The sequence below is a fragment of the Streptomyces sp. NPDC001843 genome (assembly GCF_042891955.1).
GTDB lineage: Bacteria > Actinomycetota > Actinomycetes > Streptomycetales > Streptomycetaceae > Streptomyces.
This window is the reverse complement of record NZ_JBIATQ010000001.1, coordinates 965454-989584: the sequence shown is the minus strand read 5'-3', so window position 1 is coordinate 989584 and position 24131 is coordinate 965454. Positions and strand designations below refer to the sequence as shown.

Sequence of the window (24131 nt, the reverse complement as noted above, 5' to 3'; positions counted from 1 at the left end):
GCGGGCGACCGAATTTCCGCGGGATTGCGACGGAACGGCGTCCGGTGAAGTTCACTGTGACGTTGAGCCTCGGACGGGGGATAAGTCGGACCTCCCGTGCCAAGTGGCTGGTCCGATGGATAGGGTCCCGAACTAATGGCAGCAGGACGAGAACGGCGCGCGAAGGCCGAGACGTTCACGGCCCGGTGGAAGATCCAGTGGCACCGGGCCCGCGTCGGCGTGCGCAGAAGCGCGGTGGACTACTTCCGCGGCGACGGCTCGGACTGGATCGCGCTGGCCGGACTGCTGCTGATCATCCCGGTGCTCGCGGCGATGACCCTCGCCAACTCGGTGTGGTGCTCACCGGCCACGCTGGTGCTGCCGATCGTGGCGGGCGGTCTGCTGCTGCGCCCCGCGAGTCTGCTCGGGCTGTACGCGGCGGCGGCCACGGCGCTGATCGTGGAGTCGGTGCGACTGGGGCCCTACACCGAGGGACCGTCCAGGGTCACGCCGGGTGTGGTGCTCGTCGTCGCCGCCTGCGGGTTCTTCGGGCTGCTCACCGCGCAGTTCCGCAGCCGGGTGGGCGTGCCCTGGCGGCGCGGCGGCACGATGCTGTTCGACCTGCGCGAGCGGATCCGGGTGCAGAGCAAGCTGCCGAAGCTGCCGCAGGGCTGGCACCGGGAGATGGCGTTGCGCCCCGCCGGCGGCCAGTCGTTCTCGGGCGACTTCGTGGTGGCGGCCCGTACGAACGGCGGGCGGACGCTGGAGGTCGTGCTCACGGACGTTTCCGGCAAGGGCATGGACGCGGGTTCGCGGGCGCTGCTGCTGTCGGGGGCGTTCGGCGGGCTGCTGGGCTCCCTGCCCCCGCACGCCTTCCTGCCGGCGGCCAACGGCTATCTGCTGCGGCAGGACTGGGAGGAGGGCTTCGCGACCTCGATCCACCTGGTCCTGGATCTCGACTCCGGGGACTACGAGTTGTACTCGGCGGGCCATCCGCCGGGGCTGCAGCTCAGCGCGGGCAGCGGGCGCTGGGAGGAGAAGGCCGCCGAGGGCCCGCTCCTCGGTGTGTACGACGGCGCCCAGTTCGACCCGGTGAAGGGCTCGCTGCGCCCGGGGGACGTGTTGATGCTGTTCACGGACGGTCTGGTGGAGACCTCCGACCGCGACATCGTCGAGGGCATCGACCGTCTCACCGGCGAGGCCGACCGCTATGTCGCCGGCGGCTTCCACGGGGCGGCCTGGCACCTCATCGAGGCGGTCGCGAAGGACGTCAACGACGACCGGGCGCTGCTGCTGATCTGCCGTGAGGCCTCCCCGGCGGCACACTGAGCCGGCTCGGGCCCTACAAGTCCGCCGCTCCGACCCGTGTGGCCGCGGTCAGCGGCGCCACCACCCGCCAGCCCACGGTCTCGTACAACGCGCGCCCCTCGACCGTCGCGCCCAGCACCGCCGCCGTCGCCCCCGTCTGGGCCGCGGTGCGGGCGAGCGTCCGCATCACCAGACGTCCGAGCCCCCGCCGCTGGTGCGAGGGATCGGTCTCCACCTGGTCGACGACGGCGGTATCGCCGGTGACCGCGACCTGCCCGCGCGCCGCGAACGCGCCATCGGGGGCACGGACCAGCACCCGGGTCACCCCGGCCCGGCTCCAACTGCTCAGCCGGTAGCCGTCCGGAACGTCGCCCGCCGTCCCGCCGGTGTGCAGCGAGGCGGCCATCAGGAAGCACCGGCCGCCCGCGAGCGCCCAGCCGGACGGCAGCCAGGCCTCCAGGCTTTGCGGCGCCACGAAGGTCTTCAGCCAGATTCCGGGTGCAGTGGTGTTCTCGGCGATCTTGCGCACGGTCGCCTCGTCGGCGGCGGGCAGCACATGCCGCGCCACCTCGTGGGGCAGACCGACGTCGATGGTGAACCCCCAGGGCCGAGGTGCCGGTTCGGCCGTGCCCCGCGACACGGCCCATCCGTCGACCCACGCCCGGACGGTGTCCGTGGTGTTGGCGAACGTCACGAACCCTCCTGATGAATGTAATAGACCGAATCAGGTTGTGCCTATTACACCATGAAGAGTGTCAGCGGGTGCGAGGCAATCGAGGAGTGGGGTGGAACTGCGGCCGGCACCGTCGCCGAGATGCCGACGCTCCTGCGGGACGCCACCGGCGCGCAGGGCGCCGTGGCCGCGCGGCGCCGGGAGACACTGGGGGAGTGACCGAGACACAGCCCCTGCTGACCCTGGCCCAGGTCGAGGCCCTCGCGTGTGCCGCCCACGCCGGGCAGACCGACAAGGCGGGGCGGCCGTACGCCGAGCATCTGCGGGCCGTCGCGGAGGGGGTGCGGAGCCGGGGCGGCGACGAGGCGCAGATCGCGGCGGGCTGGCTGCACGACGCGGTCGAGGACGACGTCCTGTCCGCCGACTGGCTGGCGGGGGCCGCGCTGAGCCGCCGTACGAAGGACATCGTGCTGGCGGTCACCAAACGGGCCGGGGAGGGACCGGAGGCGTACGCGCGGCGCATCCTCGCCACGCCCGGCGCGCTGCTGGTGAAGGAGGCCGACCTCGCCCACAACGCGGACCCGGACCGGCTGGCCGTACTGGACGAGGCGACCCGGAGACGACTGACCGAGAAGTACACGCGGATGCGCGCACTTCTCGGTCTCGGGGGACTGCCGGGGATTGACGAGGTCTAGGCGCTGACCTTCTCGCGTTCGCGTTCGCGTTCCTTCTGCTGGCGTTCGCGGGCGAGTTCCGCGGCGTCCTGCTTGAACGCCCAGTTCATCTGCGGCTCCATGACGAAGCGGAACACGCGCCGCACGGGGGCGGTGCACAGCAACGTGACGGCGGTGGCGGCGACGGCGGTCACCAGGATCTCGCCGAGCGGGTGGTGGAAGACCGGGTTGTCGAGCCAGCCCCGGTAGTCGGCGTACTTCACCAGGAAGCCGTGCAGCAGGTAGCCGTACAGCGTGCCCGCGCCCAGCGCGGTGAACCACATCTTCCGCCGCGGCACCCAGGCGAAGAAGCAGGCGGTCAGCAGCAGGGAGCAGCCGAACATGGCGACCGCCATGACCGGGCCCGACCACCACGGACCGCCCAGCTCCTGCGCGGAGTCCCGGTGGTAGAACCACGCGGTGTTCATACGCGGCACCGCCCACCAGCCGAACACCAGCGCGGCCGCGAACACCGGCACGGCGGCGGCCCGGACCCAGCGGCGGCGCACCAGCTGGAAGTGCTCGGGCTTCATGCACAGGCCCAGCACGAAGTACGGCAGGAACTGCAGCACGCGCTGCAGGTCCAGGTCGTCACCGATGCTCGGGCTGACGGAGGCCAGCATGGCGATGCCGAGTGCGACCGGGAGCGGCCAGCGGACCAGTTTCCAGATGGGCGTGGTCAGCCGCCACACGAACAGGGCGCACAGGAACCAGGTCAGGTACCAGGGGTCGAGGAGGCTGATCTCCTGGCCGGGGGAGTGCTCGACGTACCGCTTGAAGAGCGAGTAGGCGGTCTCGAACACGACGTACGGCACGGCGACGCCCGTGATCAGCCGCTTCAGCCGGTCGGGGCGCATGTCGAAACTGCGCGAGAAGAAGCCGGAGATGATGATGAACGCCGGCATGTGGAAGGTGTACACGACCGTGTACAGGGCCTCGAGGATTCGGCTGTCGCCCTTCAGGGGCTCCCACGAGTGGCCCATGGCGACCAGCACGATCGCCAGGTACTTGGCGTTGTCGAAGAACGCGTCGCGCGTCTTGCCGGATCTGTCCGCCTGCGGGGACTGTCGCGCACCCGTTGGGGTACGCGGACTGGGCACTCCCTCGGCCGGCGACTGTGCCGGGGGGAGTGGCCTGCGGTGCTGGCCGTGGGACGAGGCGGCGTCAAACATCTCAGGGACCCTAGCGTCGGTTGAGTGATTTCGTAAAACCCCGTGCGTCATTCCTGGTTAACGGACTGCGGGTACCCCCGTATTGGCCGGAGTCGACGTGCCGGGCCGCGTGACGGCGGGCACATCAATGCCCCGGGGAGGGGTATCGCTCGGCCTTGATGTCCCGATTCATCCCGACGAATTGGTGCATAAGGGTGTCTCTGTAGCAACAATTCGAATTACCTGCGCACGGGATGTGTGGCCAGGGAAACGAAGTTGTGTAATTCCCTGCGGGATCCCAGTGGCTACACGCCCGGGTGCGGCCTCGAATTACTGTGCGTCGCACCGCACTTGGCCACGGCTGGGCGAACGTTGTGTCACGTGCCGCATAGGGCGGGCCGGTTGGTGGCACGATGGTTGCGGGAGTGCGGACCGACCGAGGGCGTGATCAGTTGTGGCCATTTCACTGTCTGTGGTGCTGCTGTTGGCGATCATCCTTGTGGTGCTGATCAGAGGGGGGAACATCAAGGCCGGCCCCGCGATCGTCGCGGTGCTGTTCGGCTTCTTCCTGGCCTCGACCGGGATGGCGCCGTCCATCCAGCGGTTCCTGAACTCGATAGCGGACTCGATCAACTCCATCAGATTCTGACCCCCGGCCCCCGGCCCCCGGCCGCCCAGGTCCCCTGGCTTCCGGCCCCTGTCGTCGGCCCGCGGGCAGGCGGTCATCGGCTCGGCCGAGGCTCATGTGGGCCCGTCGGAGCCCCGGAGAACGATCAGGGCCGGGCCGGAGGAATCGTCCTCCGGCCCGGCCCTGAGCTGTACAGAGTGGGCGACGGGAATCGAACCCGCGTAGCTGGTTTGGCAGATCGCGTGTGCGGGCGGGGCTGAGCTGCCGGTTCGCTGACCTGCGGATTCTCCGACCATTTGCCGAGACTCCCCGCTGTTCCCCGTGGCCGCGCCCTCAGGCGGGATCTCCTGGCCGTGGTTCGCGTACCACCCCGGGCGTCGGCCACCCATGCCTCCAGAGCCTCCAGGAAGCTGTCCAGCGCCCGATTCTCCCATTGGTCGCCGCTCGCCTCACAGTCCTGCCGAAGGCGCCTCAGGAAGCCTCACAGAGCTTCGCGGTCGGTCAGGCGCTCGTCAGGCGCCAGTGGGAGGGGCGCGCGCTCATCTCCCCAGTCATCGAGTCTGAGCCTGACTTGGAAGTTGTGCTCCGCGTGATCGACCACGCTCCCACTGATCGCGAACCCCAGTGGGGGAGGGACGGTTCCACGCGGTGAACCATGGATCTCTGCCAGCCCCACCGCCTCCGGCACTCCGTCGATCGCCACGAATACGCCGAAGGGCTGTCGGCCGATGACCTTGCCGGTCACGGCGGCGCCCACCGGCAGCGCGGTCACGGTTGCCGGCCAGGCACGTCGTACGTCCTCGGGCGCCGGGTCGTCCACACCGTTCGGCCACGTGTACTCCGTCATGGAGTGCATCCTGTCAGTCGTCCTGTCCACACGTGGGCGCGCGTCGGAGCAGCGCGGGCGGAGCGGGCCGAAGGCAGGAGCGGCGCCGGGGCTTGATGAGGCAGAGAAACCGCAGCCCCACCCAGGCGCCCGAGGGAGTGCACGACGGCACCCAGGGGCACGCAGGGGGCACGAGGACCTGATCACGGTCCCACAAACACTCAGGGCCAGGCGGAGGGATCGTCCTCCGCCTGGCCCTGAGCCGTACAGAGCGGGCGACGGGAATCGAACCCGCGTAGCTAGTTTGGAAGACTAGGGCTCTACCATTGAGCTACGCCCGCACAGGTGCGCCGTGGTCCCCGGACCGCGGCACAGAGGCATCGTAGCGGGTCGCATGCCGTACGGGCGAACGGGTTGGGCCGCGGGTCCGCCCCCGGGGGTGATCGTCCGGGAAAGAGGCCGACGCTGCCGGTTCTGGGATGTACCCTACGTGTCGCACCAGACGGGGTGTGGCGCAGCTTGGTAGCGCGTCCGCTTTGGGAGCGGAAGGCCGTGGGTTCAAATCCCGCCACCCCGACCACCGACTCATGTCACCGGGATGATCGCCTTTTGGGGCGCCGACCGGTCGCGGTTACTATGCAAGCTGCGCGCCCGTGTGTCCCGGCCCACTCGGCCTACGAACTCCTCCGGGCGGCGAAATCCGCCGGACCTGTCTGGCTCCGGCAGAACCCAAGAAGTCAGCCACAAGGAGACCGAACCGTGAAGAGCGCCGTGGAGACCCTGAACCCGACCCGGGTTCGGCTCACTGTCGAGGTGCCCTTCGAGGAGCTCAAGGACAGCCTCGACGCGGCGTACAAGAAGATCAACCAGCAGGTCACGGTGAAGGGCTTCCGCAAGGGCAAGATCCCGGCCCGTGTCATCGACCAGCGGTTCGGCCGCGGTGCGGTGCTGGAGGAGGCCGTCAACGACGCGCTGCCGAAGTTCTACACCGAGGCGGTCAACGAGGCCGAGCTCAGCCCGCTGGGCCAGCCCGAGGTCGACATCACCGAGCTGAAGGACGGCGAGACGCTGAACTTCACCGCCGAGGTCGACATCCGCCCCGTCCTCGAGATCCCGGACTACTCCGGCATCGAGGTCGAGGTCGACGCCGTCGAGGTCAGCGACGAGGACGTGGAGAAGGCGGTCGAGCAGCTGCGCGAGCGCTTCGCCTCCACCTCCCCGGTCGAGCGTGCCGCCGAGGACGGCGACGTCGTGACCATCGACCTGCAGGCCAAGGTCGACGGCGAGGTCCTCGAGGACGGCGTCGCCGAGGGCGTCTCCTACACGATCGGCTCCGGCGAGCTGCTGGACGGCATCGACGACGCCGTGAAGGGCCTGTCCGCCGGTGAGGAGGCCACCTTCACCTCCGAGCTGAAGGGCGGCTCCGCCGCGGGCAAGGAGGCCGAGGTCACCGTCAAGGTCACCCAGGTCGCCGCCCGCGAACTGCCCGAGCTGGACGACGACTTCGCGCAGCTCGCCTCCGAGTTCGACACGCTCGAGGAGCTGAAGGCCGACAGCCGCAAGCGGCTGGCCGACACGAAGCAGTACGACCAGGCCACCCAGGCCCAGGAGCGTGTCCTCGACAAGCTGCTGGAGCTCGTCGAGGTGCCCGTCCCCGAGAAGCTGCTCGAGGACGAGATCAACACCCGTAAGCACAACCTGGAGCACCACCAGCTCGGCCAGATGGGCCTCACCCTCGACAAGTACCTGGAGCTCCAGGGCAAGACCGCCGAGGAGTTCGAGACCGAGACCCGCGAGGCCGCGGTCAAGGGCATCAAGACCCAGTTCGTCCTCGACGAGCTGGTCAAGCAGGAGAAGCTCAACGTCAACCAGGAGGAGCTCACCGAGCACCTCATGCGGCGTGCGGCCTCCTCCGGCATGTCCCCCGACCAGTTCGCCCAGGCCGTCGTCGAGGGCGGCCAGGTGCCCCTCCTCGTCGGCGAGGTCGCCCGCGGCAAGGCCCTGGCCGTCGTGGTCGAGGCCGCCACGGTGAAGGACACCAACGGCGAGATCGTCGACCTGAACGACGAGGAGGAGACCGAGACGGCCGAGGCCGCCGAGGCTCCGGCCGCGGAGGCCACCGAGGGCGCGGAGGCCCCGGAGGCCGCTGAGGAGAAGACCGAGGGCTGAGCCCCACGGCGCCTCTGAAGCACTCGGGACGGGCCCCGGGGACATCGTTCCCCGGGGCCCGTCCGCCTACCTGGAGGCCGTACACCGCACCGCCACCGCACCGCTCCCGACGGCCGCCGCACCCCCCGATCCGCCGGAGGCCGCCGCTACGCCCCCGGCGAACACCCACATCTCCGGGATTCCCCGAAGGGACCAGCGCGTTAGGGTCCATGAGTACGAGGGCAAGGGGACTGGAGTCCCCGGGCAAGCCCCCGGACGGGAACACGTGAGACGGCCCGGCGCCGTCGTAAAGACGAGCAGGTGGATACGTGACGAATCTGATGCCCTCCGCCGCTGGCGAGCCTTCCATCGGTGGTGGCCTCGGCGACCAGGTCTACAACCGGCTGCTCGGCGAGCGGATCATCTTCCTCGGCCAGCAGGTTGACGACGACATCGCCAACAAGATCACCGCACAGATGCTGCTCCTTGCCGCGGACCCGCACAAGGACATCTACCTCTACATCAACAGCCCCGGCGGCTCGGTGACGGCCGGCATGGCGATCTACGACACCATGCAGTACATCCCGAACGACGTGGTCACGATCGGTATGGGCATGGCGGCCTCGATGGGTCAGTTCCTGCTCACCGGCGGCACCGCCGGCAAGCGCTTCGCCCTGCCGCACACGGACATCATGATGCACCAGGGCTCCGCGGGCCTGGGCGGTACGGTCTCGGACATCAAGATCCAGGCCCAGTACCTGCTGCGCACCAAGAAGACCATGACCGAGCTGACCGCGCTGCACTCCGGTCAGTCGGTCGAGACGATCCTCCGCGACGCCGACCGCGACCGCTGGTTCACCCCCGAAGAGGCCAAGGAGTACGGTCTCATCGACGAGATCATCACGAACGCCTCGGGTATTCCGGGAGGCGGCGGCACCGGTGCCTGACCTGTCCGGTTTCGCCACGCACCGCCGATACTCCAGCCCCCAGAACGCCACCAGGACGGTGAACACCCCCATGAGCAACTTCCCCGGCGCCGCGAGCGGCCAGTACGAGGGGCCGCGCCCCGAGAGCCGCTACGTGATCCCGCGTTTCGTCGAGCGCACCTCCCAGGGCGTCCGCGAGTACGACCCGTACGCGAAGCTCTTCGAGGAGCGCGTGATCTTCCTCGGCGTCCAGATCGACGACGCCTCCGCCAACGACGTCATGGCGCAGCTGCTGTGCCTGGAGTCGATGGACCCCGACCGGGACATCTCGATCTACATCAACAGCCCCGGCGGCGACATGACCGCCCTCACGGCGATCTACGACACGATGCAGTTCGTGAAGCCCGACATCCAGACGGTCTGCATGGGCCAGGCGGCCTCCGCCGCGGCCATCCTGCTCGCCGCCGGTACGCCGGGCAAGCGCATGGCGCTGCCGAACTCCCGCGTGCTGATCCACCAGCCGGCCGGCTCCACCGGCCGCGGGCAGCTCTCCGACCTGGAGATCATCGCCAACGAGTTCACCCGGATGCGTGAGCAGCTTGAGAACATGCTGGCGAAGCACTCCAACCGGGGGCTCGAGCAGGTCCGCGAGGACATCGAGCGCGACAAGATCCTCACGGCCGAGGAAGCGCTGGAGTACGGCATCGTGGACCAGATCATCTCGACCCGGAAGATGAACAACGAATCCGTCCGCTGACGCGGGCGTGATGTTGTCGTCTGCCGTCCTTGGCACGGTTTGACCGTGTGCGCGGCAAGGTGCACGTCAAAGTGAACCGTGCCAAGGGGGGCCCGAACGGGGGGCCCGGCAAGGTACCGTCGGATATAAGGCAGCACCAGGAGCCGCTGGACTCGTAACGTCCAGGCGTCTCCCAGGCGAAGGGGAAGCACACCGTGGCACGCATCGGTGACGGCGGCGATCTGCTCAAGTGCTCGTTCTGCGGCAAGAGCCAGAAGCAGGTCAAGAAGCTCATCGCAGGGCCCGGTGTGTACATCTGCGACGAGTGCATCGACCTCTGCAACGAGATCATCGAGGAGGAGCTCGCGGAGACCAGCGAGGTGCGCTGGGAGGAGCTCCCGAAGCCCCGCGAGATCTACGAGTTCCTCGAGGGGTACGTGGTCGGGCAGGAGGCCGCCAAGAAGGCGCTCTCGGTCGCGGTGTACAACCACTACAAGCGGGTCCAGGCCGGCGAGAACGGCGGCGCGCAGGGCCGGGACGACGCCATCGAGCTGGCGAAGTCCAACATCCTCCTGCTGGGCCCCACCGGCTCGGGCAAGACACTCCTCGCCCAGACCCTGGCCCGCATGCTGAACGTCCCCTTCGCGATCGCCGACGCGACGGCGCTCACGGAGGCGGGGTACGTCGGCGAGGACGTCGAGAACATCCTGCTCAAGCTGATCCAGGCGGCGGACTACGACGTCAAGAAGGCCGAGACCGGGATCATCTACATCGACGAGATCGACAAGGTGGCCCGCAAGAGCGAGAACCCGTCGATCACCCGTGATGTCTCGGGCGAGGGCGTACAGCAGGCGCTGCTGAAGATCCTCGAGGGCACCACCGCCTCGGTTCCGCCGCAGGGCGGCCGCAAGCACCCCCACCAGGAGTTCATCCAGATCGACACGACGAACGTGCTGTTCATCGTGGGCGGTGCCTTCGCGGGCCTGGACAAGATCATCGAGGCCCGCGCCGGAGCGAAGGGCATCGGCTTCGGTGCGACGATCCGCTCCAAGCGTGAGCTGGAGGCCAAGGACGTCTTCGAGGACGTCATGCCGGAGGACCTGGTCAAGTTCGGCATGATCCCCGAGTTCATCGGCCGCCTCCCCGTGATCACCTCGGTCCACAACCTCGACCGCGAGGCCCTGCTCCAGATCCTGGTCGAGCCCCGCAACGCCCTGGTGAAGCAGTACCAGCGCCTCTTCGAACTCGACGGCGTGGAACTCGACTTCGAGCGTGAGGCCCTCGAGGCCATCGCCGACCAGGCCATCCTCCGCCAGACCGGCGCCCGCGGCCTGCGCGCCATCATGGAGGAGGTCCTCATGTCGGTGATGTACGAGGTCCCGTCCCGCAAGGACGTCGCCCGGGTCGTCATCACCCCGGACGTCGTCCACTCCAACGTCAACCCGACCCTGATCCCCCGGGACGCCCGGGGGAGGGGCTCTGGCGAGCAGAAGACGGCGTAGCCGCCCACGCCGGTCCGCGTACACCGAAGGGGCCCCGGTCAACCGACCGGGGCCCCTTCGGTGTTGTACCTGTGAAGGTCAGTCCTTTACGCGCACGTCGTTGCGGAGCTTGGCGGCGAGGTCGGCCGTGTCGTCGACCGACCCGCTCTCACCCGAGGCGAGCGACGCGACGCTGAACGCCGAGACGTCGGCGACGGTGCTGCGGTCGCCCCAGATACAGAAGGGCAGCTTCATGATCTTCGGGGCACCCGTGCTCGACGTCGCCGCTTCGGAATTGTCGATCTGCGCCACCTGGCACTTCATGATGCCGTCGAAGTTTGCCGGGTGGACCGTCTGCGGGCTGCCCAGCAGCTTGCCCTTGGTCTTTTCGCCGCTCTGGTCCTTCAGCGACTCCTCCTTGACCTTGGCGAACGCGGCGTCCACGACGGCCTCGGGGTCGTCGATGGTGCCGTAGACACCGCTGAAGGAAAGGCCCTTGGCGGTCAGACCCGTCCCGTTCCGGTAAGTGGCGCCGGCGTGCTTGGCGTTCTTCACGCCCCACTTCTCGAAGTCGGCGAGGTCGTCGTCGCTCATCGAGCCCGTGGAACTGCTGTCACCCGTCTTCTTGTATGTTCCGTTGATCACCGTGGCCGGCGTCGTCAGCTTGTGCGGGCCGTCGTCGGCGACGTCCGAGCCGGCGCTCCCGCTGAGCAGGAAGTACGCCCCCACCGCGACGGCCGCCACGACCGCCACCGCTCCGATGATCAGTCCGGTCTTCTTCTTGCCGCCGCCGGGCACCGGCGGCTGCGGGACGGTGGGGTAGGGCTGCTGGCCGTACGGCTGCTGCTGGTAGGGGTTCGGCTGCTGCGGCGCGCCCTGCTGGGGGTAGCCGTAGCCGGGCTGGGCCGGAGGGGCCTGCTGGGGGTAGCCGTAGCCGGGCTGGGGGGTCTGCGGCGGCTGGCCGTAGGGCCCCGGCTGGCCGTAGGGTCCAGGCTGCCCCGGCTGGCCGTACGGTCCAGACTGCTGGGGCTGCCCGCCGTACGGGCCCGGCTGGTTGTGACTCATTTCTGGGTTCCCCTCCAGACTGCTTATGTGTCCCTGACATCCTTGCCCAGGCACAGGAGGGGCGCGGCACCGGGGGCCCCACCGTTACAGAACAAACGCGTTTCGGGACCGCCCCGTGACACCTCTAAACTGACCCCGTGACCGAGAACGCTCAGCAGCAGCCACCAGCGCCCGACACCGAACTGCCGACCCAGTACGCGCCGGCCGATGTAGAGGGGCCGCTGTACGAGCGCTGGGTAGAGCGGGGTTACTTCGAGGCCGACGCGAAGAGCGACAAGCCTCCGTACACCATCGTCATCCCGCCCCCGAACGTCACCGGCAGCCTGCACCTCGGGCACGCCTTCGAGCACACCCTCATCGACGCACTGACCCGCCGCAAGCGGATGCAGGGCTACGAGACGCTGTGGCAGCCCGGCATGGACCACGCCGGCATCGCCACGCAGAACGTCGTCGAGCGTGAGCTCGGCAAGGAGGGCAAGTCCCGGCACGACCTGGGCCGGGAGGCCTTCGTCGAGCGTGTCTGGCAGTGGAAGGCCGAGTCCGGTGGCCAGATCAGCGGGCAGATGCGACGCCTGGGAGACGGCGTCGCCTGGTCGCGCGAGCGGTTCACCATGGACGAGGGGCTGTCCCAGGCCGTCCAGACCATCTTCAAGCGGCTCTACGACGACGAGCTGATCTACCGCGCCGAGCGCATCATCAACTGGTGCCCCCGGTGCCTGACGGCCATCTCGGACATCGAGGTCGAGTACCAGGACGACGACGGCGAGCTCGTCTCCATGAAGTACGGCGAGGGGGACGACACGATCGTCGTCGCCACCACCCGCGCCGAGACGATGCTCGGTGACACCGCCGTCGCCGTCCACCCCGAGGACGAGCGGTACAGGCACCTGGTCGGCAAGCTCATCAGGCTGCCGCTGACCGACCGTTCCATCCCGGTCGTCGCGGACGAGCACGTCGACCCCGAGTTCGGCACCGGCGCCGTCAAGGTCACCCCGGCCCACGACCCGAACGACTTCGAGATCGGCCAGCGCCACGACCTGCCGTCCCTGACCATCATGGACGAGCACGCGGTCATCACGGCCCACGGCCCCTTCCAGGGCCTGGACCGGCTCGAGGCCCGGTCGGCGATCGTCGCGGCCCTGCGCGCCGAAGGGCGCATCGTCGCCGAGAAGCGGCCGTACGTCCACTCCGTCGGCCACTGCTCGCGCTGCAAGACCACCATCGAGCCGCGGCTGTCCATGCAGTGGTGGGTCAAGGTCGGCCCGCTGGCCAAGGCGGCCGGCGACGCCGTCCGCGACGGGCGCGTCAAGATCCACCCGCAGGAGATGGAGAAGCGGTACTTCGACTGGGTCGACAACCTCCACGACTGGTGCATCTCGCGGCAGTTGTGGTGGGGCCACCGGATCCCCGTCTGGTACGGCCCGAACGGCGAGGTCGTCTGCGTCGGCCCCGACGAGGAGCCGCCCGGCACCGAGGCGGAGGGCTGGAAGCAGGACACCGACGTCCTCGACACCTGGTTCTCCTCCGGCCTGTGGCCCTTCTCCACGCTCGGCTGGCCCGAACAGACCGAGTCGCTCGCGAAGTTCTACCCGAACTCCGTCCTGGTCACCGGCTACGACATCCTCTTCTTCTGGGTCGCCCGGATGATGATGTTCGGCCTGTACGCGATGGACGGCACCCCGCCGTTCCACACCATCGCCCTGCACGGCATGGTCCGTGACCAGTTCGGCAAGAAGATGTCGAAGTCCTTCGGCAACGCGGTCAACCCGCTGGACTGGATGGACAAGTACGGCAGCGACGCGCTCAGGTTCACCCTGGCCCGTGGCGCGAACCCGGGTGTCGACGTCCCCATCGGCGAGGACTGGGTCCAGGGCTCCCGCAACTTCGCCAACAAGATCTGGAACGCGACGCGCTTCGCGCTGATGAACGGCGCGACGGTGGAGGGCCCCCTGCCGGAGGCCTCCAGGCTGTCGGCGACGGACCGGTGGATCCTCTCCCGCCTCAACTCCGTCGTCGCCGAAGTCGACGCGTACTACGAGGACTTCCAGTTCGCGAAGCTCTCCGACGCCCTCTTCCACTTCGCGTGGGACGAGGTCTTCGACTGGTACGTCGAGCTGTCCAAGACGACGTTCCAGGCGGGCGGCGAGGCGGCCGAGGTCAGCAAGCGGGTCCTCGGCGAGGTCCTCGACGTCACGCTGAAGCTGCTGCACCCGGTGGTCCCGTTCGTCACGGAGACCCTGTGGACCACGCTTACGGGCGGCGAGTCCCTCGTGATCGCGGACTGGCCGACGGACAGTGGCTTCCGTGACCCGGCCGCGGAGCGGGAGATCGAGTCGCTGCAGCAGCTCGTCACCGAGATCCGTCGCTTCCGCAACGACCAGGGCCTCCAGCCGGGCCAGCGGGTCCCGGCCCGGCTGACCCTCGACGGCACCGGGCTCGCCCCGCACGAGGCCGCCATCCGCCAGCTGCTCCGCCTCCAGCCGGAGGGCGAGGGCTTCTCGGCCACGGCCACCCTGCCGGTCGCCGGCGCCGAGGTCGCCCTCGACCTCTCCGGCACGATCGACGTGGCGGCGGAGCGCAAGCGGCTGGCCAAGGACCTCGCCGCCGCGGAGAAGGAGAAGGCCCAGGCCACGGCCAAGCTCGGCAACGAGGCGTTCCTGGCGAAGGCGCCGGAGCCGGTGGTGGAGAAGATCCGCACGCGGCTCGCCAAGGCGGACGAGGACATCGCCCGGATCGCGGCGCAGCTGGAGAGGCTGCCGCAGGCTTAGGGCAGGTACATCGGTGAAGGCCCCCGGAACTTCCAGCTCCGGGGGCCTTCGCCCACCTCTGTCACCGGGGCTCCGTAGACTGGCCCCGTGAGCGACCTCCCACCGCACGACGCCAGCGACCAGCCCGACCCCCTCGACTCCTTCGAGGAGATCATCGCGGCCGAGACCGACCGCGACCCCGACCTCGCGGTGATCGAGGCCGGCAGCCGTACCCTGCGCACGCAGGGCGGGCCCCCCGAGGCGGACATCCCGGCGCGGCCCGAGGACCCCGAGGTCGACAAGGCGCTGCGCGAGGTCGAGGCGGAGCTGGCGACGCGCTGGGGCGAGACCAAGCTGGAGCCCTCCGTCAGCCGGATCTCCGCGCTGATGGACTTCCTGGGCGAGCCGCAGCGCTCGTACCCTTCCATCCACATCACCGGGACCAACGGCAAGACGTCCACCGCCCGCATGATCGAGGCCCTGCTGGGCGCCTTCGAACTGCGCACGGGCCGCTACACCTCGCCGCACGTGCAGTCGATCACCGAGCGGATCAGCCTGGACGGCGCCCCGATCACCGCCGAGCGGTTCATCGAGACGTACCAGGACATCAAGCCGTACGTGGAGATGGTCGACGACCGCCAGGAGTTCCGGCTCTCCTTCTTCGAGGTGCTCACCGGCATGGCGTACGCGGCCTTCGCGGACGCGCCGGTGGACGTGGCCGTCGTCGAGGTGGGGATGGGCGGCAGCTGGGACGCGACGAACGTGATCGACGGTGATGTCGCCGTCGTCACCCCCATCGACCTGGACCACACCGACCGGCTCGGGGAGACGCACGCCGAGATCGCCGGCGAGAAGGCCGGGATCATCAAGCAGGACGCGACCGTGATCCTGGCCCAGCAGCCGGTGGACGCGGCGCAGGTGCTGCTGAAGAAGGCCGTGGAGGTCGACGCGACCGTGGCCCGGGAAGGGCTCGAGTTCGGGGTCGTGGCACGGCAGGTCGCGGTCGGCGGACAGTTGATGACGCTGCGCGGGCTCGGCGGTGAGTACCCGGAGGTCTACCTCCCCCTGCACGGTGCCCACCAGGCGCACAACGCGGCCGTCGCGCTCGCCGCCGTCGAGGCGTTCTTCGGGGTCGGTGCGCAGCGGGCCGAACCGCTGGACATCGACACCGTCCGCAAGGCCTTCGCGGCGGTCTCCTCGCCGGGACGGATGGAGGTCGTACGGCGGTCGCCGACCGTCGTCCTGGACGCCGCGCACAACCCGGCGGGCGCGCGGGTGACCGCGGAGGCCGTGGGGGAGGCGTTCGACTTCAGCCGGCTGATCGGGGTGGTCGGAGCCAGCGGCGACAAGAACGTGCGCGGTCTCCTGGAGGCCTTCGAGCCGCTGTTCGCGGAGATCGTCGTCACCCAGAACTCCAGCCACCGGGCGATGGACGCCGACGAACTGGCCGCGATCGCCGTCGAGGTGTTCGGCGAGGAGCGGGTGCAGGTCGAACCGCGGCTGCCGGACGCACTGGAGGCGGCGATCACGCTGGCCGAGGAGGAGGGCGAGTTCGCCGGCGGCGGCGTGCTCGTCACCGGTTCCGTCATCACGGTCGGCGAAGCCCGGCTGCTGCTGGGAAGGGGCTGAGGAATTCCCATGCGTACGCTCTGTTCGTCGACCCTGATCGGCGAGTTCTTCGTCATCGGCTTCGCGGGGCTGGTGGCGATGAAGGACCAGGACCTGTCGACGGCGACGGTGTGGACGGTCTGCGGCATCGCCATGTTCCTCAGCGTGGCACTGTGCGGCATGGTGACCCGGCCCGGCGGCGTGGCCCTCGGCTGGGCCCTGCAGATCGCGCTGGTCGCCTCCGGGTTCTACGTCCCGATGATGTTCATCCTCGGCGTGGTGTTCGCGGCGCTGTGGTGGGCGTCGGTGCATTTCGGGCGGAAAGTGGACGAGGCGAAGGCGAGATTCGCGGCGCAGGCGGAGAACTCCACCCCAGCTGACGCTGCGTAACACATGCAGAGCACGACCTTGTAACCTCGTGCCACCGCATATGTCAGTAAGAAGGAGCCCTCAGTGACCCAGCGCACCCTCGTCCTGCTCAAGCCCGACGCCGTCCGTCGCGGCCTGACCGGCGAGATCATCGGCCGTATCGAGCGCAAGGCCGGCTGGCAGATCACCGCGCTGGAGCTGCGCACGCTGGACCAGGACACGCTGGAGCAGCACTACGGCGAGCACAAGGGCAAGCCCTTCTACGAGCCGCTCGTGGAGTTCATGTCCTCGGGCCCGGTCATCGCCATGATCGTCGAGGGTGAGCGGGTCATCGAGGGCGTGCGCGCCCTGGCCGGGCCCACCGACCCGATCGCGGCGGCCCCCGGCTCCATCCGCGGTGACTACGGCGTCATCGTCCGCGAGAACCTCATCCACGCCTCGGACTCCGAGGAGTCCGCCGCCCGCGAGGTGAAGATCTTCTTCCCGGGCCAGGCGTAATCCCTGCCGGGCCCCTGCCAGGGGGCTGTGCCGGGTGGGCAAGCTCGTCCGCCCGCCGCGAGGCGACGGCCGGCACGCCCGCGGCAGGGTGCCGGCTGCACGCCCCACTCGGACGCCCGAGGCCCTCGGCAGCCACGCCCGGGCGTGTCCGGCCCCTCCCGGCCTTGCGCGCGTCACCGGTCCGCGTCCGGCTGGTTCGTGGCACCCGGGGTGGCGGGTGCGGGCGCTCGCACGGTGAGGCAGCGGCCGGCCGGGCCGGTGTTCCTGTCCGCCGCCTCCGGTCGCCGAACGCAGGCGCCGCGCCGCCCGGCGCCGGTGCCGAGCCGTAGGGCCGTGCCACGTGTCGCGGGACCGGTGCCCGGGACGCGGCCCGAGGGCGTTCCGGCGGTGCCGCCCTCGGGCGGGCTCCGGCGGTCGTGTTGCGCCGGGTGGGGTTGTGTGCTGCCGTCCCGCCCGTGCCCGCATTCGGGTGGTCCGGTCGCGCCTGACCGCTCCCCTCGGGAAGTAAGTTTTTCGAGTTTTTTCTGAGGGTTCGTCACCTGGAATCGCCCGCTGAGCTGTGGCGGCCGTACCTTTTCGGCCGCTGATTGGCATATGCGCGCCGATCGGGGGAACGAGTGCCCCCGTTGGGCCGTCTCCACAAGCGAGGCGCTCGCCCATCTGCTGACAATGGCGAAGACCCTCGCGCAGTGTTCGTGCAGGCGCGTTTACGATGGAAGCCTTCACGTCACAGCACCCACCTCGCCGACCTGAAAAGCCCTCAAAAGCTCGTGGGAAGGCCAGACGAATCCTGATGGGGAACTCAATGTCGTTCATCGGCCGTGACATGGCTGTCGACCTCGGGACCGCCAACACGCTGGTGTACGTCAGGGGTCGCGGGATCGTACTCAACGAGCCGTCCGTCGTCGCGATCAACACGAACACCGGTGGCATCCTCGCGGTCGGCGCCGAAGCCAAGAAGATGATCGGCCGGACCCCGGGCAACATCGTCGCCGTGCGGCCGCTGAAGGACGGCGTCATCGCCGACTTCGAGATCACCGAGCGGATGCTCCGCTACTTCATCCTGAAGATCCACAAGCGGAGGTATCTCGCGAGGCCGCGCGTCGTCGTCTGCGTGCCCTCCGGCATCACCGGCGTCGAGCGCCGCGCCGTGATCGAGGCGTCGTCCCAGGCGGGTGCCCGCCAGGTGCACATCATCGAGGAGCCCATGGCCGCCGCCATCGGCTCCGGCCTGCCGGTCCACGAGGCCACCGGCAACATGGTGGTGGACATCGGTGGCGGCACCACGGAGGTCGCGGTCATCTCGCTCGGCGGCATCGTCACCGCCCAGTCAATCCGGGTCGCCGGCGACGAACTGGACAACGCGATCATCCAGCACATCAAGAAGGAGTACAGCCTTCTGCTGGGTGAGCGGACGGCCGAACAGATCAAGATCACGATCGGCTCGGCGTACGAACTCGACACCGACGAGCACACCGAGATCCGCGGCCGGGACCTGGTGTCCGGGCTGCCGAAGACCGTCGTCATCTCCGCGTCCGAAGTGCGCAAGGCGATCGAGGAGCCCGTCAACGCGATCGTCGACGCCGTCAAGACGACCCTGGACAAGTGCCCGCCGGAACTGTCCGGCGACATCATGGACCGCGGGATCGTGCTCACCGGCGGCGGCGCCCTGCTGCGCGGACTCGACGAGCGGCTGCGCCGGGAGACCGGCATGCCCATCCACATCGCCGAGGACCCGCTGGACAGCGTGGCGCTCGGCTCCGGCAAGTGCGTCGAGGAGTTCGAGGCGCTCCAGCAGGTGCTCGACGCCCAGCCGCGCCGATGACGCGACTCCTCGATTCCGCCGTGCGAGACGATCTCCTCTCGTACGGCGGATCGTTGATATAGAGACACAAGCTCACGCAAGTCACGTGAGTTGCACCTCGCAAGTTGTATCCCACAAGTTCATCCCGCAAGTTGCATCCCCAGTCGCATTCCAATGAGGAAGGGCACGGCCGCCGCACGTGAGGGACACGAAAGAGAGCCGGCTGCTCCTGGTGCTGCTGATCGCCATCGCGTTCGCGCTGATCACGGTGGACATCCGCGGCGGCGAGAACTCCCCGGTCGACGGCGCCCGGCAGGCCGCGGCCGCGGCCTTCGGCCCGATCGAGAACGGCGTGTCGTCGGTGGTCGATCCGGTCGGCAACGCGGTCACCGCGGTCCGTGACTCCGGTGAGCGGCACGACCGGCTCGCCCGGCTGGAGCAGGAGAACGCGACCCTCAAGGCGAAGCTCGGCAGCAACGACCGTACGCGCAGCCGCCTCAAGCAGCTCGACAAGATGCTGAAGATCGCCGGCGAGGGCCAGTACGGCATCAAGGGCGCCCAGGTCATCGCCATAGGCTCGGCCCAGGGCTTCTCCTGGACCATCACCATCGACGTCGGCGCCGACGACGGCATCAAGCGGGACATGACCGTGCTCAACGGGGACGGCCTGGTCGGGCGCGTCACCACCGTCGGCCCGAACACCTCCACCGTGCTGCTCGCCAACGACCCGGACTTCACCGTCGGGACCCGGATGGAGGGCAGCGACGAACTCGGCTTCGCCTCCGGGCAGGGCGACCGCCCGCTGCGCGTCGAACTCCTCAACGGCAAGGCGGAGGTGAAGAAGGGCGACCGGCTCGTCACCTTCGGCTCCCAGTCCGACAAGCCGTTCGTGCCCGGCGTGCCCGTGGGTGTCGTGTCCCGCGTCGACCCTTCCGGCGGGGGCCTGACCCGCACCCTCTCCGTCACCCCGTTCGTCGGCTTCACCAAGCTCGACATCGTCGGCGTGGTCGTCGAGGCCCCGAAGAAGGACCCGCGCGACGAGGTGCTCCCGGCCAAGCCCAAGCCGACCCCGACGCCGACGGTGACCGTGACGGTCACCCCGTCCGCCGACGCGACCGCCAACGCCCAGCAGCAGTAGGAGCTAGAAGTCCCATGCGCCTCAACCGGATCCTGCTCTCCACCGCGTTGGTCGTCGTCGCCCTGGTCGTCCAGGTCAGTGTCCTCGCCCGCCTGCATCTCCCGGGCGCGGTCCCCGACCTGCTGCTGCTCACCGTGCTGGGCCTGGCGATCGTCTACGGCCATGTCGGCGGCGCCCTCATCGGCTTCGGCGCGGGACTCCTCGCCGACCTCGCCCCGCCCGCCGACCACGCCGCCGGCCGCTACGCGCTGGTGCTGTGCGTCATCGGTTACTTCGCCGGACTCATCAAACCGGAGAACGGCCGCCTGAAGTCGGCCACCGGCCCGATGGTCGTCGTGGTCGCCGCCGCGATCGGCTCGACGCTGCTGTACGCCGGCGTCGGTGCCCTAGTCGGCGACACCGCCGCCCGCCATGTCGGCCTGGTCAGCCTGCTGGTCACGGCCGCCGTGTACGACCTGCTGCTCGCACCGTTCGTCGTACCCGGGATCATCGCCCTGGCCCGCCGCCTCGACAACGACCCCCTCGCGGAGACCACCTCCGCGGCCAAGACGGCCGACATCTCGTCCGGCTGGCTCTCCTCCGGCACGGGGCTGCGCATCGGCAGTCAGCGCGGCGGTTTCGGCGCCCTGAAGGCCAGGACCCGTACCCGCTCCGCGCGCGTGAGCCGCATCAAGGGGGTCAAGCGGCTGTGAGCACCGGAGAACCGACGGCCGCACGGACGCGAGGGCAGCGCCCGCCCGCGCACAGCTTCGTCGTATATGACACATACACACACTGAGAGGGGGAGGCAGCCGCAGTGACCAACGCCCACCCGTCTCCCACCACCACCCTTCCAAGGAATGGGCTACGCCCATGACCAACATTCCGGAGACCGGGCGGACCCCAAGGGTCCAGATCCGGCTCGTCGTGATCCAGATCCTCGTCCTCTCCCTGCTCGGCACCCTCGGTGGCCGCCTGTGGTACCTGCAGATCCGGGAGGGCGCCGAGTACCAGAGGGAAGCCTCCGGCAACCACGTCCAGCAGGTCGTCCAGCCCGCCGTACGCGGCTCGATCCTTGACGCGCGCGGCGTGCCGCTCGCCGACAACGAGACCCGGCTGGTGGTCTCCGCCTCCCGCACCGACCTGCTGAAGCAGGCGGACGACGGCAAGGCGGTCCTCACCAAGCTGGCCGGGGTCCTCGGCATGGACCCCAAGGAGGTCATGCTGAAGGTCCGGCTGTGCGACGCCAAGACCCCGCAGCCGTGCTGGAACGGCTCCCCGTACCAGCCGATCCCGATCACCGACAAGGCCACCCCCAAGCAGGCCCTGCAGATCCGTGAGCGTGCCGAGGACTTCCCCGGCATCACTGCCGAACCCGAGGCCGTGCGCCGCTACCCGGCCCCCGGCAAGGCCAACACCGCGCAGGTGCTCGGCTACCTCTCGCCGGTCACCGACGACGAGATCCAGAAGGCCAAGAACACCGACTCGCCCTACCTGCGCTCCGACATGGTCGGCCGTAGCGGTCTCGAACGACAGTACGACAAGGCGCTGCGCGGCAAGGCCGGCGTCACCCGCTACGAGGTCGACAACCTCGGCCGTGTCATCGGCAAGGCCGAGGCGGACGCCGCGAAGCCCGGCGCCAACCTCGTCACCAGCATCGACTCCCGGGTCCAGCGGGTCGCCGAGTACGAGCTGGACCACGCCATGAAGGTCGCGCGCCAGCAGTACGACAAGATCACCGGCAGGAACTACAAGGCCGACTCCGGCGCCGTCGTCGTGATGGAGGCCAAGACCGGCCGGATCGTCGCCATGGCGTCCGCCCCGACCTACGACCCCAACGTCTGGGTCGGTGGCATCTCCGGCAAGAACTACAAGGCCCTGACCGGTAAGAACTCCGACTACCCGCTGCTCAACAGGGCCATACAGGGTCAGGCCGCGCCCGGCTCGACCTTCAAGGTGGTCTCCACGGCCGCCGCGGTCCAGGCCGGCTACCCCTGGGACGGCGGCTACCCGTGCACCAGCTCGTACTCGGTGGGCGGCCAGGTCTTCAAGAACTTCGAGGGCGAGAACTTCGGCGACATCTCGCTCGGCCGCGCCCTCGAGGTCTCCTGCGACACCGTCTTCTACGGCCTCGCCGACCGCGAATGGAAGAAGGACGGCGGCATCAACCCGAAGAAGGGCGAGCCCAAGGACTACTTCTTCAAGACCGCCCACCAGTTCGGCCTCGGCAAGGAGACCGGCATCGACCTGCCCAACGAGGTCACCGGCCGCGTCCCCGACCGCCAGTGGAAGCAGAACTACTGGAAGGCCAACAAGGACGCCTGGTGCAAGAGCGGCAAGAAGAACGGCTCGTACGTGGAGCGGATCGCGTACGAGAACTGCCTCGAGGGCAACAAGATGCGCGAGGGTGACGAGATCAACTACTCCATCGGTCAGGGCGACACCCTCGTCACCCCGATCCAGGAGGCCGCGATCTACGGCGCCGTCGCCAACGGCGGCACCATGTACCAGCCGACCATCGGCAAGGCGGTCATCAGCGCCGACGGCAAGAGCGTCCAGGAGATCAAGCCGAAGAGGACCGGGAAGCTGCCGGTCAGCCAGGCCACCCTCAAGGGCATGAACGAGGCCTTCGCGGGCGTCATCACCCGCGGTACCGCCGCCTGGAAGTTCGGCGGCTGGCCGCAGGACAAGATCGCCCTGCACGCCAAGACCGGCACCGCCGAGGTCTACGGCAAGCAGACCACGTCCTGGCTGGCCACCTACTCCAAGGACTACACGGTCATCATGACCATCGCCCAGGCCGGTACGGGTTCCGGCGCCTCCGGTGAGGCCGTGCGCAACATCTACAGCGCGCTCTACGGCGTCCAGGCGGACGGCTCGATCGACAAGAAGAAGGCGCTGCTGCCCGAGCCGCAGAAGGGCCTGCCGAAGGTCCGCACCGACGGCACCATCGCCACCCCCAAGGTCTCCGGCGACCCCGCGAAGGACATCCAGGCCACCCCGTCCGGCTCCCCGTCCCCGAACGACTCGCAGCCCGCCGCGACCACGGCCTCACCCGAGAGCCGCAACCGCAACACCCGCAGAAGGCCTCGGAAGAGGGGAAGCCGGAGGATGCCCGCATGACCGGCGCCAACACCTTCTCCGTCTCCGGCTACGGCCCCGAGCGGGCCGGCTGGACCCGCGTCTTCGCCCGCGACTCGATGGCCCGCCGGCTGGACTGGCCGATGCTGCTCGCGGCCCTCGCGCTGTCGATGCTCGGCTCCCTGCTGGTCTACTCCGCGACCCGCAACCGCACCGAGATCAACCAGGGCGACCCGTACTACTTCCTGCTCCGGCACCTCATGAACACCGGCATCGGGCTCGCCCTGATGATCGGCACCATCTGGCTCGGCCACCGCGCCCTGCGCAACTTCGTGCCGATCCTCTACGGGCTGTCGGTCTTCGGCATCCTTCTCGTGCTCACCCCGCTCGGCTCCACCGTCAACGGCGCGCACTCCTGGATCGTGCTCGGCGGCGGCTTCTCGCTCCAGCCCTCGGAGTTCGTGAAGATCACGATCATCCTCGGCATGGCCATGCTGCTCGCCGCCAGGGTCGACGCGGGCGACAAGAAGTACCCCGACCACCGCACGGTCCTGCAGGCCCTGGGCCTGGCCGCCGTACCGATCATGATCGTGCTGCTCATGCCCGACCTCGGGTCGGTCATGGTCATGGTGATCATCATCCTGGGCGTGCTGCTCGCCTCCGGCGCCTCCAACCGCTGGGTGTTCGGCCTCATCGGCGCCGGCGCGCTCGGCGCGATCGCGGTCTGGCAGCTGCACATCCTGGACGAGTACCAGATCAACCGCTTCGCGGCCTTCGCCAACCCCGACCTCGACCCCGCGGGCGTCGGCTACAACACCAATCAGGCCCGCATCGCGATCGGCTCCGGCGGACTGACCGGTGCCGGGCTGTTCCACGGCTCGCAGACCACCGGGCAGTTCGTGCCCGAGCAGCAGACCGACTTCGTCTTCACCGTCGCCGGAGAGGAACTGGGCTTCGTCGGAGCGGGCCTGATAATCCTCCTGCTGGGCGTCGTCCTCTGGCGGGCCTGCCGCATCGCCCGCGAGACGACCGAGCTGTACGGCACGATCGTGGCCGCCGGGATCGTGGCCTGGTTCGCCTTCCAGGCCTTCGAGAACATCGGCATGACCCTCGGCATCATGCCGGTCACCGGCCTGCCGCTGCCGTTCGTGTCGTACGGCGGCTCGTCGATGTTCGCGGTGTGGGTGGCGGTGGGACTCCTGCAGTCGATCAGGGTGCAGCGTCCGATGTCCGCATAGGAGGTCCATCGGGGCGAATCGCGACTAGATTCGCT

The 24131-nt window shown here is 69.1% G+C and carries 21 protein-coding genes and 2 tRNA genes; 18 read left to right on the top strand and 5 right to left on the bottom strand.

Going from position 1 to position 24131, the window contains the following annotated elements:
• Positions 1-135: 135 nt before the first annotated feature.
• Complete coding sequence (locus ACFYZQ_RS04605) at positions 136-1308, top strand: PP2C family protein-serine/threonine phosphatase (RefSeq protein ID WP_389141493.1); 1173 nt, start codon at positions 136-138, stop codon at positions 1306-1308.
• Between the two features lie 13 nt (positions 1309-1321).
• Here ACFYZQ_RS04605 and ACFYZQ_RS04600 read toward each other — a convergent pair whose 3' ends face one another.
• Positions 1322-1981 carry a GNAT family N-acetyltransferase gene (locus tag ACFYZQ_RS04600; protein WP_389141491.1) on the bottom strand — a complete coding sequence of 220 codons (660 nt, stop codon included), beginning with the start codon at positions 1979-1981 and terminating at the stop codon, positions 1322-1324.
• 51 nt (positions 1982-2032) lie between these two features.
• Between ACFYZQ_RS04600 and ACFYZQ_RS04595 the strand changes: the two genes are divergently transcribed.
• On the top strand, positions 2033-2179 hold the full coding sequence (locus tag ACFYZQ_RS04595) for a hypothetical protein (RefSeq protein ID WP_389141489.1): 147 nt from the start codon (positions 2033-2035) through the stop codon (positions 2177-2179).
• Entirely contained in the window at positions 2176-2655 is a 480-nt protein-coding gene (locus tag ACFYZQ_RS04590; RefSeq protein WP_389141487.1) for an HD domain-containing protein, read from the top strand. The genes ACFYZQ_RS04595 and ACFYZQ_RS04590 overlap by 4 nt, the downstream gene beginning before the upstream one ends.
• Here the strand turns inward: ACFYZQ_RS04590 and ACFYZQ_RS04585 are convergent.
• On the bottom strand, positions 2652-3845 hold the full coding sequence (locus tag ACFYZQ_RS04585; protein WP_389141485.1) for an acyltransferase family protein: 1194 nt from the start codon (positions 3843-3845) through the stop codon (positions 2652-2654). The genes ACFYZQ_RS04590 and ACFYZQ_RS04585 overlap by 4 nt on opposite strands.
• 433 nt (positions 3846-4278) lie before the next feature.
• On the opposite strand from ACFYZQ_RS04585, the gene ACFYZQ_RS04580 reads away from it, so the two are divergent.
• Positions 4279-4473: a hypothetical protein gene (locus ACFYZQ_RS04580; protein WP_388787054.1), complete on the top strand. Its 195-nt coding sequence runs from the start codon at positions 4279-4281 to the stop codon at positions 4471-4473.
• Between the two features lie 460 nt (positions 4474-4933).
• Here ACFYZQ_RS04580 and ACFYZQ_RS04575 read toward each other — a convergent pair whose 3' ends face one another.
• Together ACFYZQ_RS04575 and ACFYZQ_RS04570 are read right to left on the bottom strand one after the other, a co-directional pair.
• A complete protein-coding gene (locus ACFYZQ_RS04575; RefSeq protein ID WP_389141483.1) occupies positions 4934-5299 on the bottom strand; it encodes a hypothetical protein in 366 nt (121 codons plus the stop codon).
• Between the two features lie 249 nt (positions 5300-5548).
• Positions 5549-5619, bottom strand: a tRNA-Gly gene (locus ACFYZQ_RS04570).
• A gap of 162 nt (positions 5620-5781) precedes the next feature.
• On the opposite strand from ACFYZQ_RS04570, the gene ACFYZQ_RS04565 reads away from it, so the two are divergent.
• The 5 genes from ACFYZQ_RS04565 (at position 5782) to clpX (ending at position 10590) form a co-directional block, all read left to right on the top strand.
• Positions 5782-5858: transfer RNA gene (locus ACFYZQ_RS04565), tRNA-Pro, on the top strand.
• Between the two features lie 179 nt (positions 5859-6037).
• Complete coding sequence (tig, locus tag ACFYZQ_RS04560; RefSeq protein WP_389141481.1) at positions 6038-7447, top strand: trigger factor; 1410 nt, start codon at positions 6038-6040, stop codon at positions 7445-7447.
• Positions 7448-7767: 320 nt separating this feature from the next.
• Positions 7768-8373, top strand: coding sequence for an ATP-dependent Clp protease proteolytic subunit (locus tag ACFYZQ_RS04555; protein WP_388789119.1), 606 nt, complete (start codon positions 7768-7770; stop codon positions 8371-8373).
• Positions 8374-8443: 70 nt separating this feature from the next.
• Positions 8444-9109: an ATP-dependent Clp protease proteolytic subunit gene (locus ACFYZQ_RS04550; RefSeq protein WP_388787060.1), complete on the top strand. Its 666-nt coding sequence runs from the start codon at positions 8444-8446 to the stop codon at positions 9107-9109.
• A 194-nt stretch (positions 9110-9303) separates the two neighbouring features.
• Complete coding sequence (clpX, locus tag ACFYZQ_RS04545; RefSeq protein WP_388787063.1) at positions 9304-10590, top strand: ATP-dependent Clp protease ATP-binding subunit ClpX; 1287 nt, start codon at positions 9304-9306, stop codon at positions 10588-10590.
• A 78-nt stretch (positions 10591-10668) separates the two neighbouring features.
• On the opposite strand, the gene ACFYZQ_RS04540 is transcribed toward clpX, so the two are convergent.
• On the bottom strand, positions 10669-11634 hold the full coding sequence (locus ACFYZQ_RS04540; protein ID WP_389141479.1) for a hypothetical protein: 966 nt from the start codon (positions 11632-11634) through the stop codon (positions 10669-10671).
• Between the two features lie 137 nt (positions 11635-11771).
• Here ACFYZQ_RS04540 and ACFYZQ_RS04535 point away from each other — a divergent pair, with 137 nt between their 5' ends.
• The 9 genes from ACFYZQ_RS04535 to rodA all read left to right on the top strand — a co-directional run bounded on the left by ACFYZQ_RS04535 (position 11772) and on the right by rodA (position 24096).
• Entirely contained in the window at positions 11772-14402 is a 2631-nt protein-coding gene (locus ACFYZQ_RS04535) for a valine--tRNA ligase (RefSeq protein WP_389141477.1), read from the top strand.
• 87 nt (positions 14403-14489) lie between these two features.
• On the top strand, positions 14490-16010 hold the full coding sequence (locus ACFYZQ_RS04530; protein ID WP_389141475.1) for a bifunctional folylpolyglutamate synthase/dihydrofolate synthase: 1521 nt from the start codon (positions 14490-14492) through the stop codon (positions 16008-16010).
• A gap of 9 nt (positions 16011-16019) precedes the next feature.
• Positions 16020-16379, top strand: coding sequence for a DUF4233 domain-containing protein (locus tag ACFYZQ_RS04525; RefSeq protein WP_389141473.1), 360 nt, complete (start codon positions 16020-16022; stop codon positions 16377-16379).
• Positions 16380-16442: 63 nt separating this feature from the next.
• Entirely contained in the window at positions 16443-16856 is a 414-nt protein-coding gene (gene ndk, locus ACFYZQ_RS04520) for a nucleoside-diphosphate kinase (RefSeq protein ID WP_389141471.1), read from the top strand.
• A gap of 805 nt (positions 16857-17661) precedes the next feature.
• The gene (locus ACFYZQ_RS04515; RefSeq protein ID WP_388789121.1) at positions 17662-18681 is read left to right on the top strand and encodes a rod shape-determining protein; all 1020 of its coding nucleotides are present in this window, start codon (positions 17662-17664) and stop codon (positions 18679-18681) included.
• 178 nt (positions 18682-18859) lie between these two features.
• A complete protein-coding gene (mreC, locus tag ACFYZQ_RS04510) occupies positions 18860-19798 on the top strand; it encodes a rod shape-determining protein MreC (RefSeq protein ID WP_389141469.1) in 939 nt (312 codons plus the stop codon).
• Positions 19799-19812: 14 nt separating this feature from the next.
• Positions 19813-20490, top strand: coding sequence for a rod shape-determining protein MreD (gene mreD, locus ACFYZQ_RS04505; protein WP_389141467.1), 678 nt, complete (start codon positions 19813-19815; stop codon positions 20488-20490).
• 160 nt (positions 20491-20650) lie between these two features.
• Positions 20651-22900, top strand: coding sequence for a penicillin-binding protein 2 (mrdA, locus tag ACFYZQ_RS04500; protein ID WP_389141465.1), 2250 nt, complete (start codon positions 20651-20653; stop codon positions 22898-22900).
• Positions 22897-24096 (top strand): rod shape-determining protein RodA, encoded by a 1200-nt coding sequence (gene rodA, locus ACFYZQ_RS04495; protein ID WP_389141463.1) that lies wholly within the window; start codon positions 22897-22899, stop codon positions 24094-24096. The genes mrdA and rodA overlap by 4 nt, the downstream gene beginning before the upstream one ends.
• Positions 24097-24131 lie beyond the last annotated feature (35 nt).

Coding starts and splice junctions, on each gene's coding strand:
- ACFYZQ_RS04525 (WP_389141473.1), top strand. CDS start 16,020: ATGCGTACGCTCTGTTCGTCGACCCTGATCGGCGAGTTCTTCGTCATC.
- ACFYZQ_RS04595 (WP_389141489.1), top strand. CDS start 2,033: ATGAAGAGTGTCAGCGGGTGCGAGGCAATCGAGGAGTGGGGTGGAACT.
- ACFYZQ_RS04575 (WP_389141483.1), bottom strand. CDS start 5,299: ATGACGGAGTACACGTGGCCGAACGGTGTGGACGACCCGGCGCCCGAG.
- ACFYZQ_RS04540 (WP_389141479.1), bottom strand. CDS start 11,634: ATGAGTCACAACCAGCCGGGCCCGTACGGCGGGCAGCCCCAGCAGTCT.
- ACFYZQ_RS04555 (WP_388789119.1), top strand. CDS start 7,768: ATGCCCTCCGCCGCTGGCGAGCCTTCCATCGGTGGTGGCCTCGGCGAC.
- ACFYZQ_RS04585 (WP_389141485.1), bottom strand. CDS start 3,845: ATGTTTGACGCCGCCTCGTCCCACGGCCAGCACCGCAGGCCACTCCCC.
- rodA (WP_389141463.1), top strand. CDS start 22,897: ATGACCGGCGCCAACACCTTCTCCGTCTCCGGCTACGGCCCCGAGCGG.
- ACFYZQ_RS04515 (WP_388789121.1), top strand. CDS start 17,662: ATGTCGTTCATCGGCCGTGACATGGCTGTCGACCTCGGGACCGCCAAC.
- ACFYZQ_RS04605 (WP_389141493.1), top strand. CDS start 136: ATGGCAGCAGGACGAGAACGGCGCGCGAAGGCCGAGACGTTCACGGCC.
- mreD (WP_389141467.1), top strand. CDS start 19,813: ATGCGCCTCAACCGGATCCTGCTCTCCACCGCGTTGGTCGTCGTCGCC.
- mrdA (WP_389141465.1), top strand. CDS start 20,651: ATGACCAACATTCCGGAGACCGGGCGGACCCCAAGGGTCCAGATCCGG.
- ACFYZQ_RS04550 (WP_388787060.1), top strand. CDS start 8,444: ATGAGCAACTTCCCCGGCGCCGCGAGCGGCCAGTACGAGGGGCCGCGC.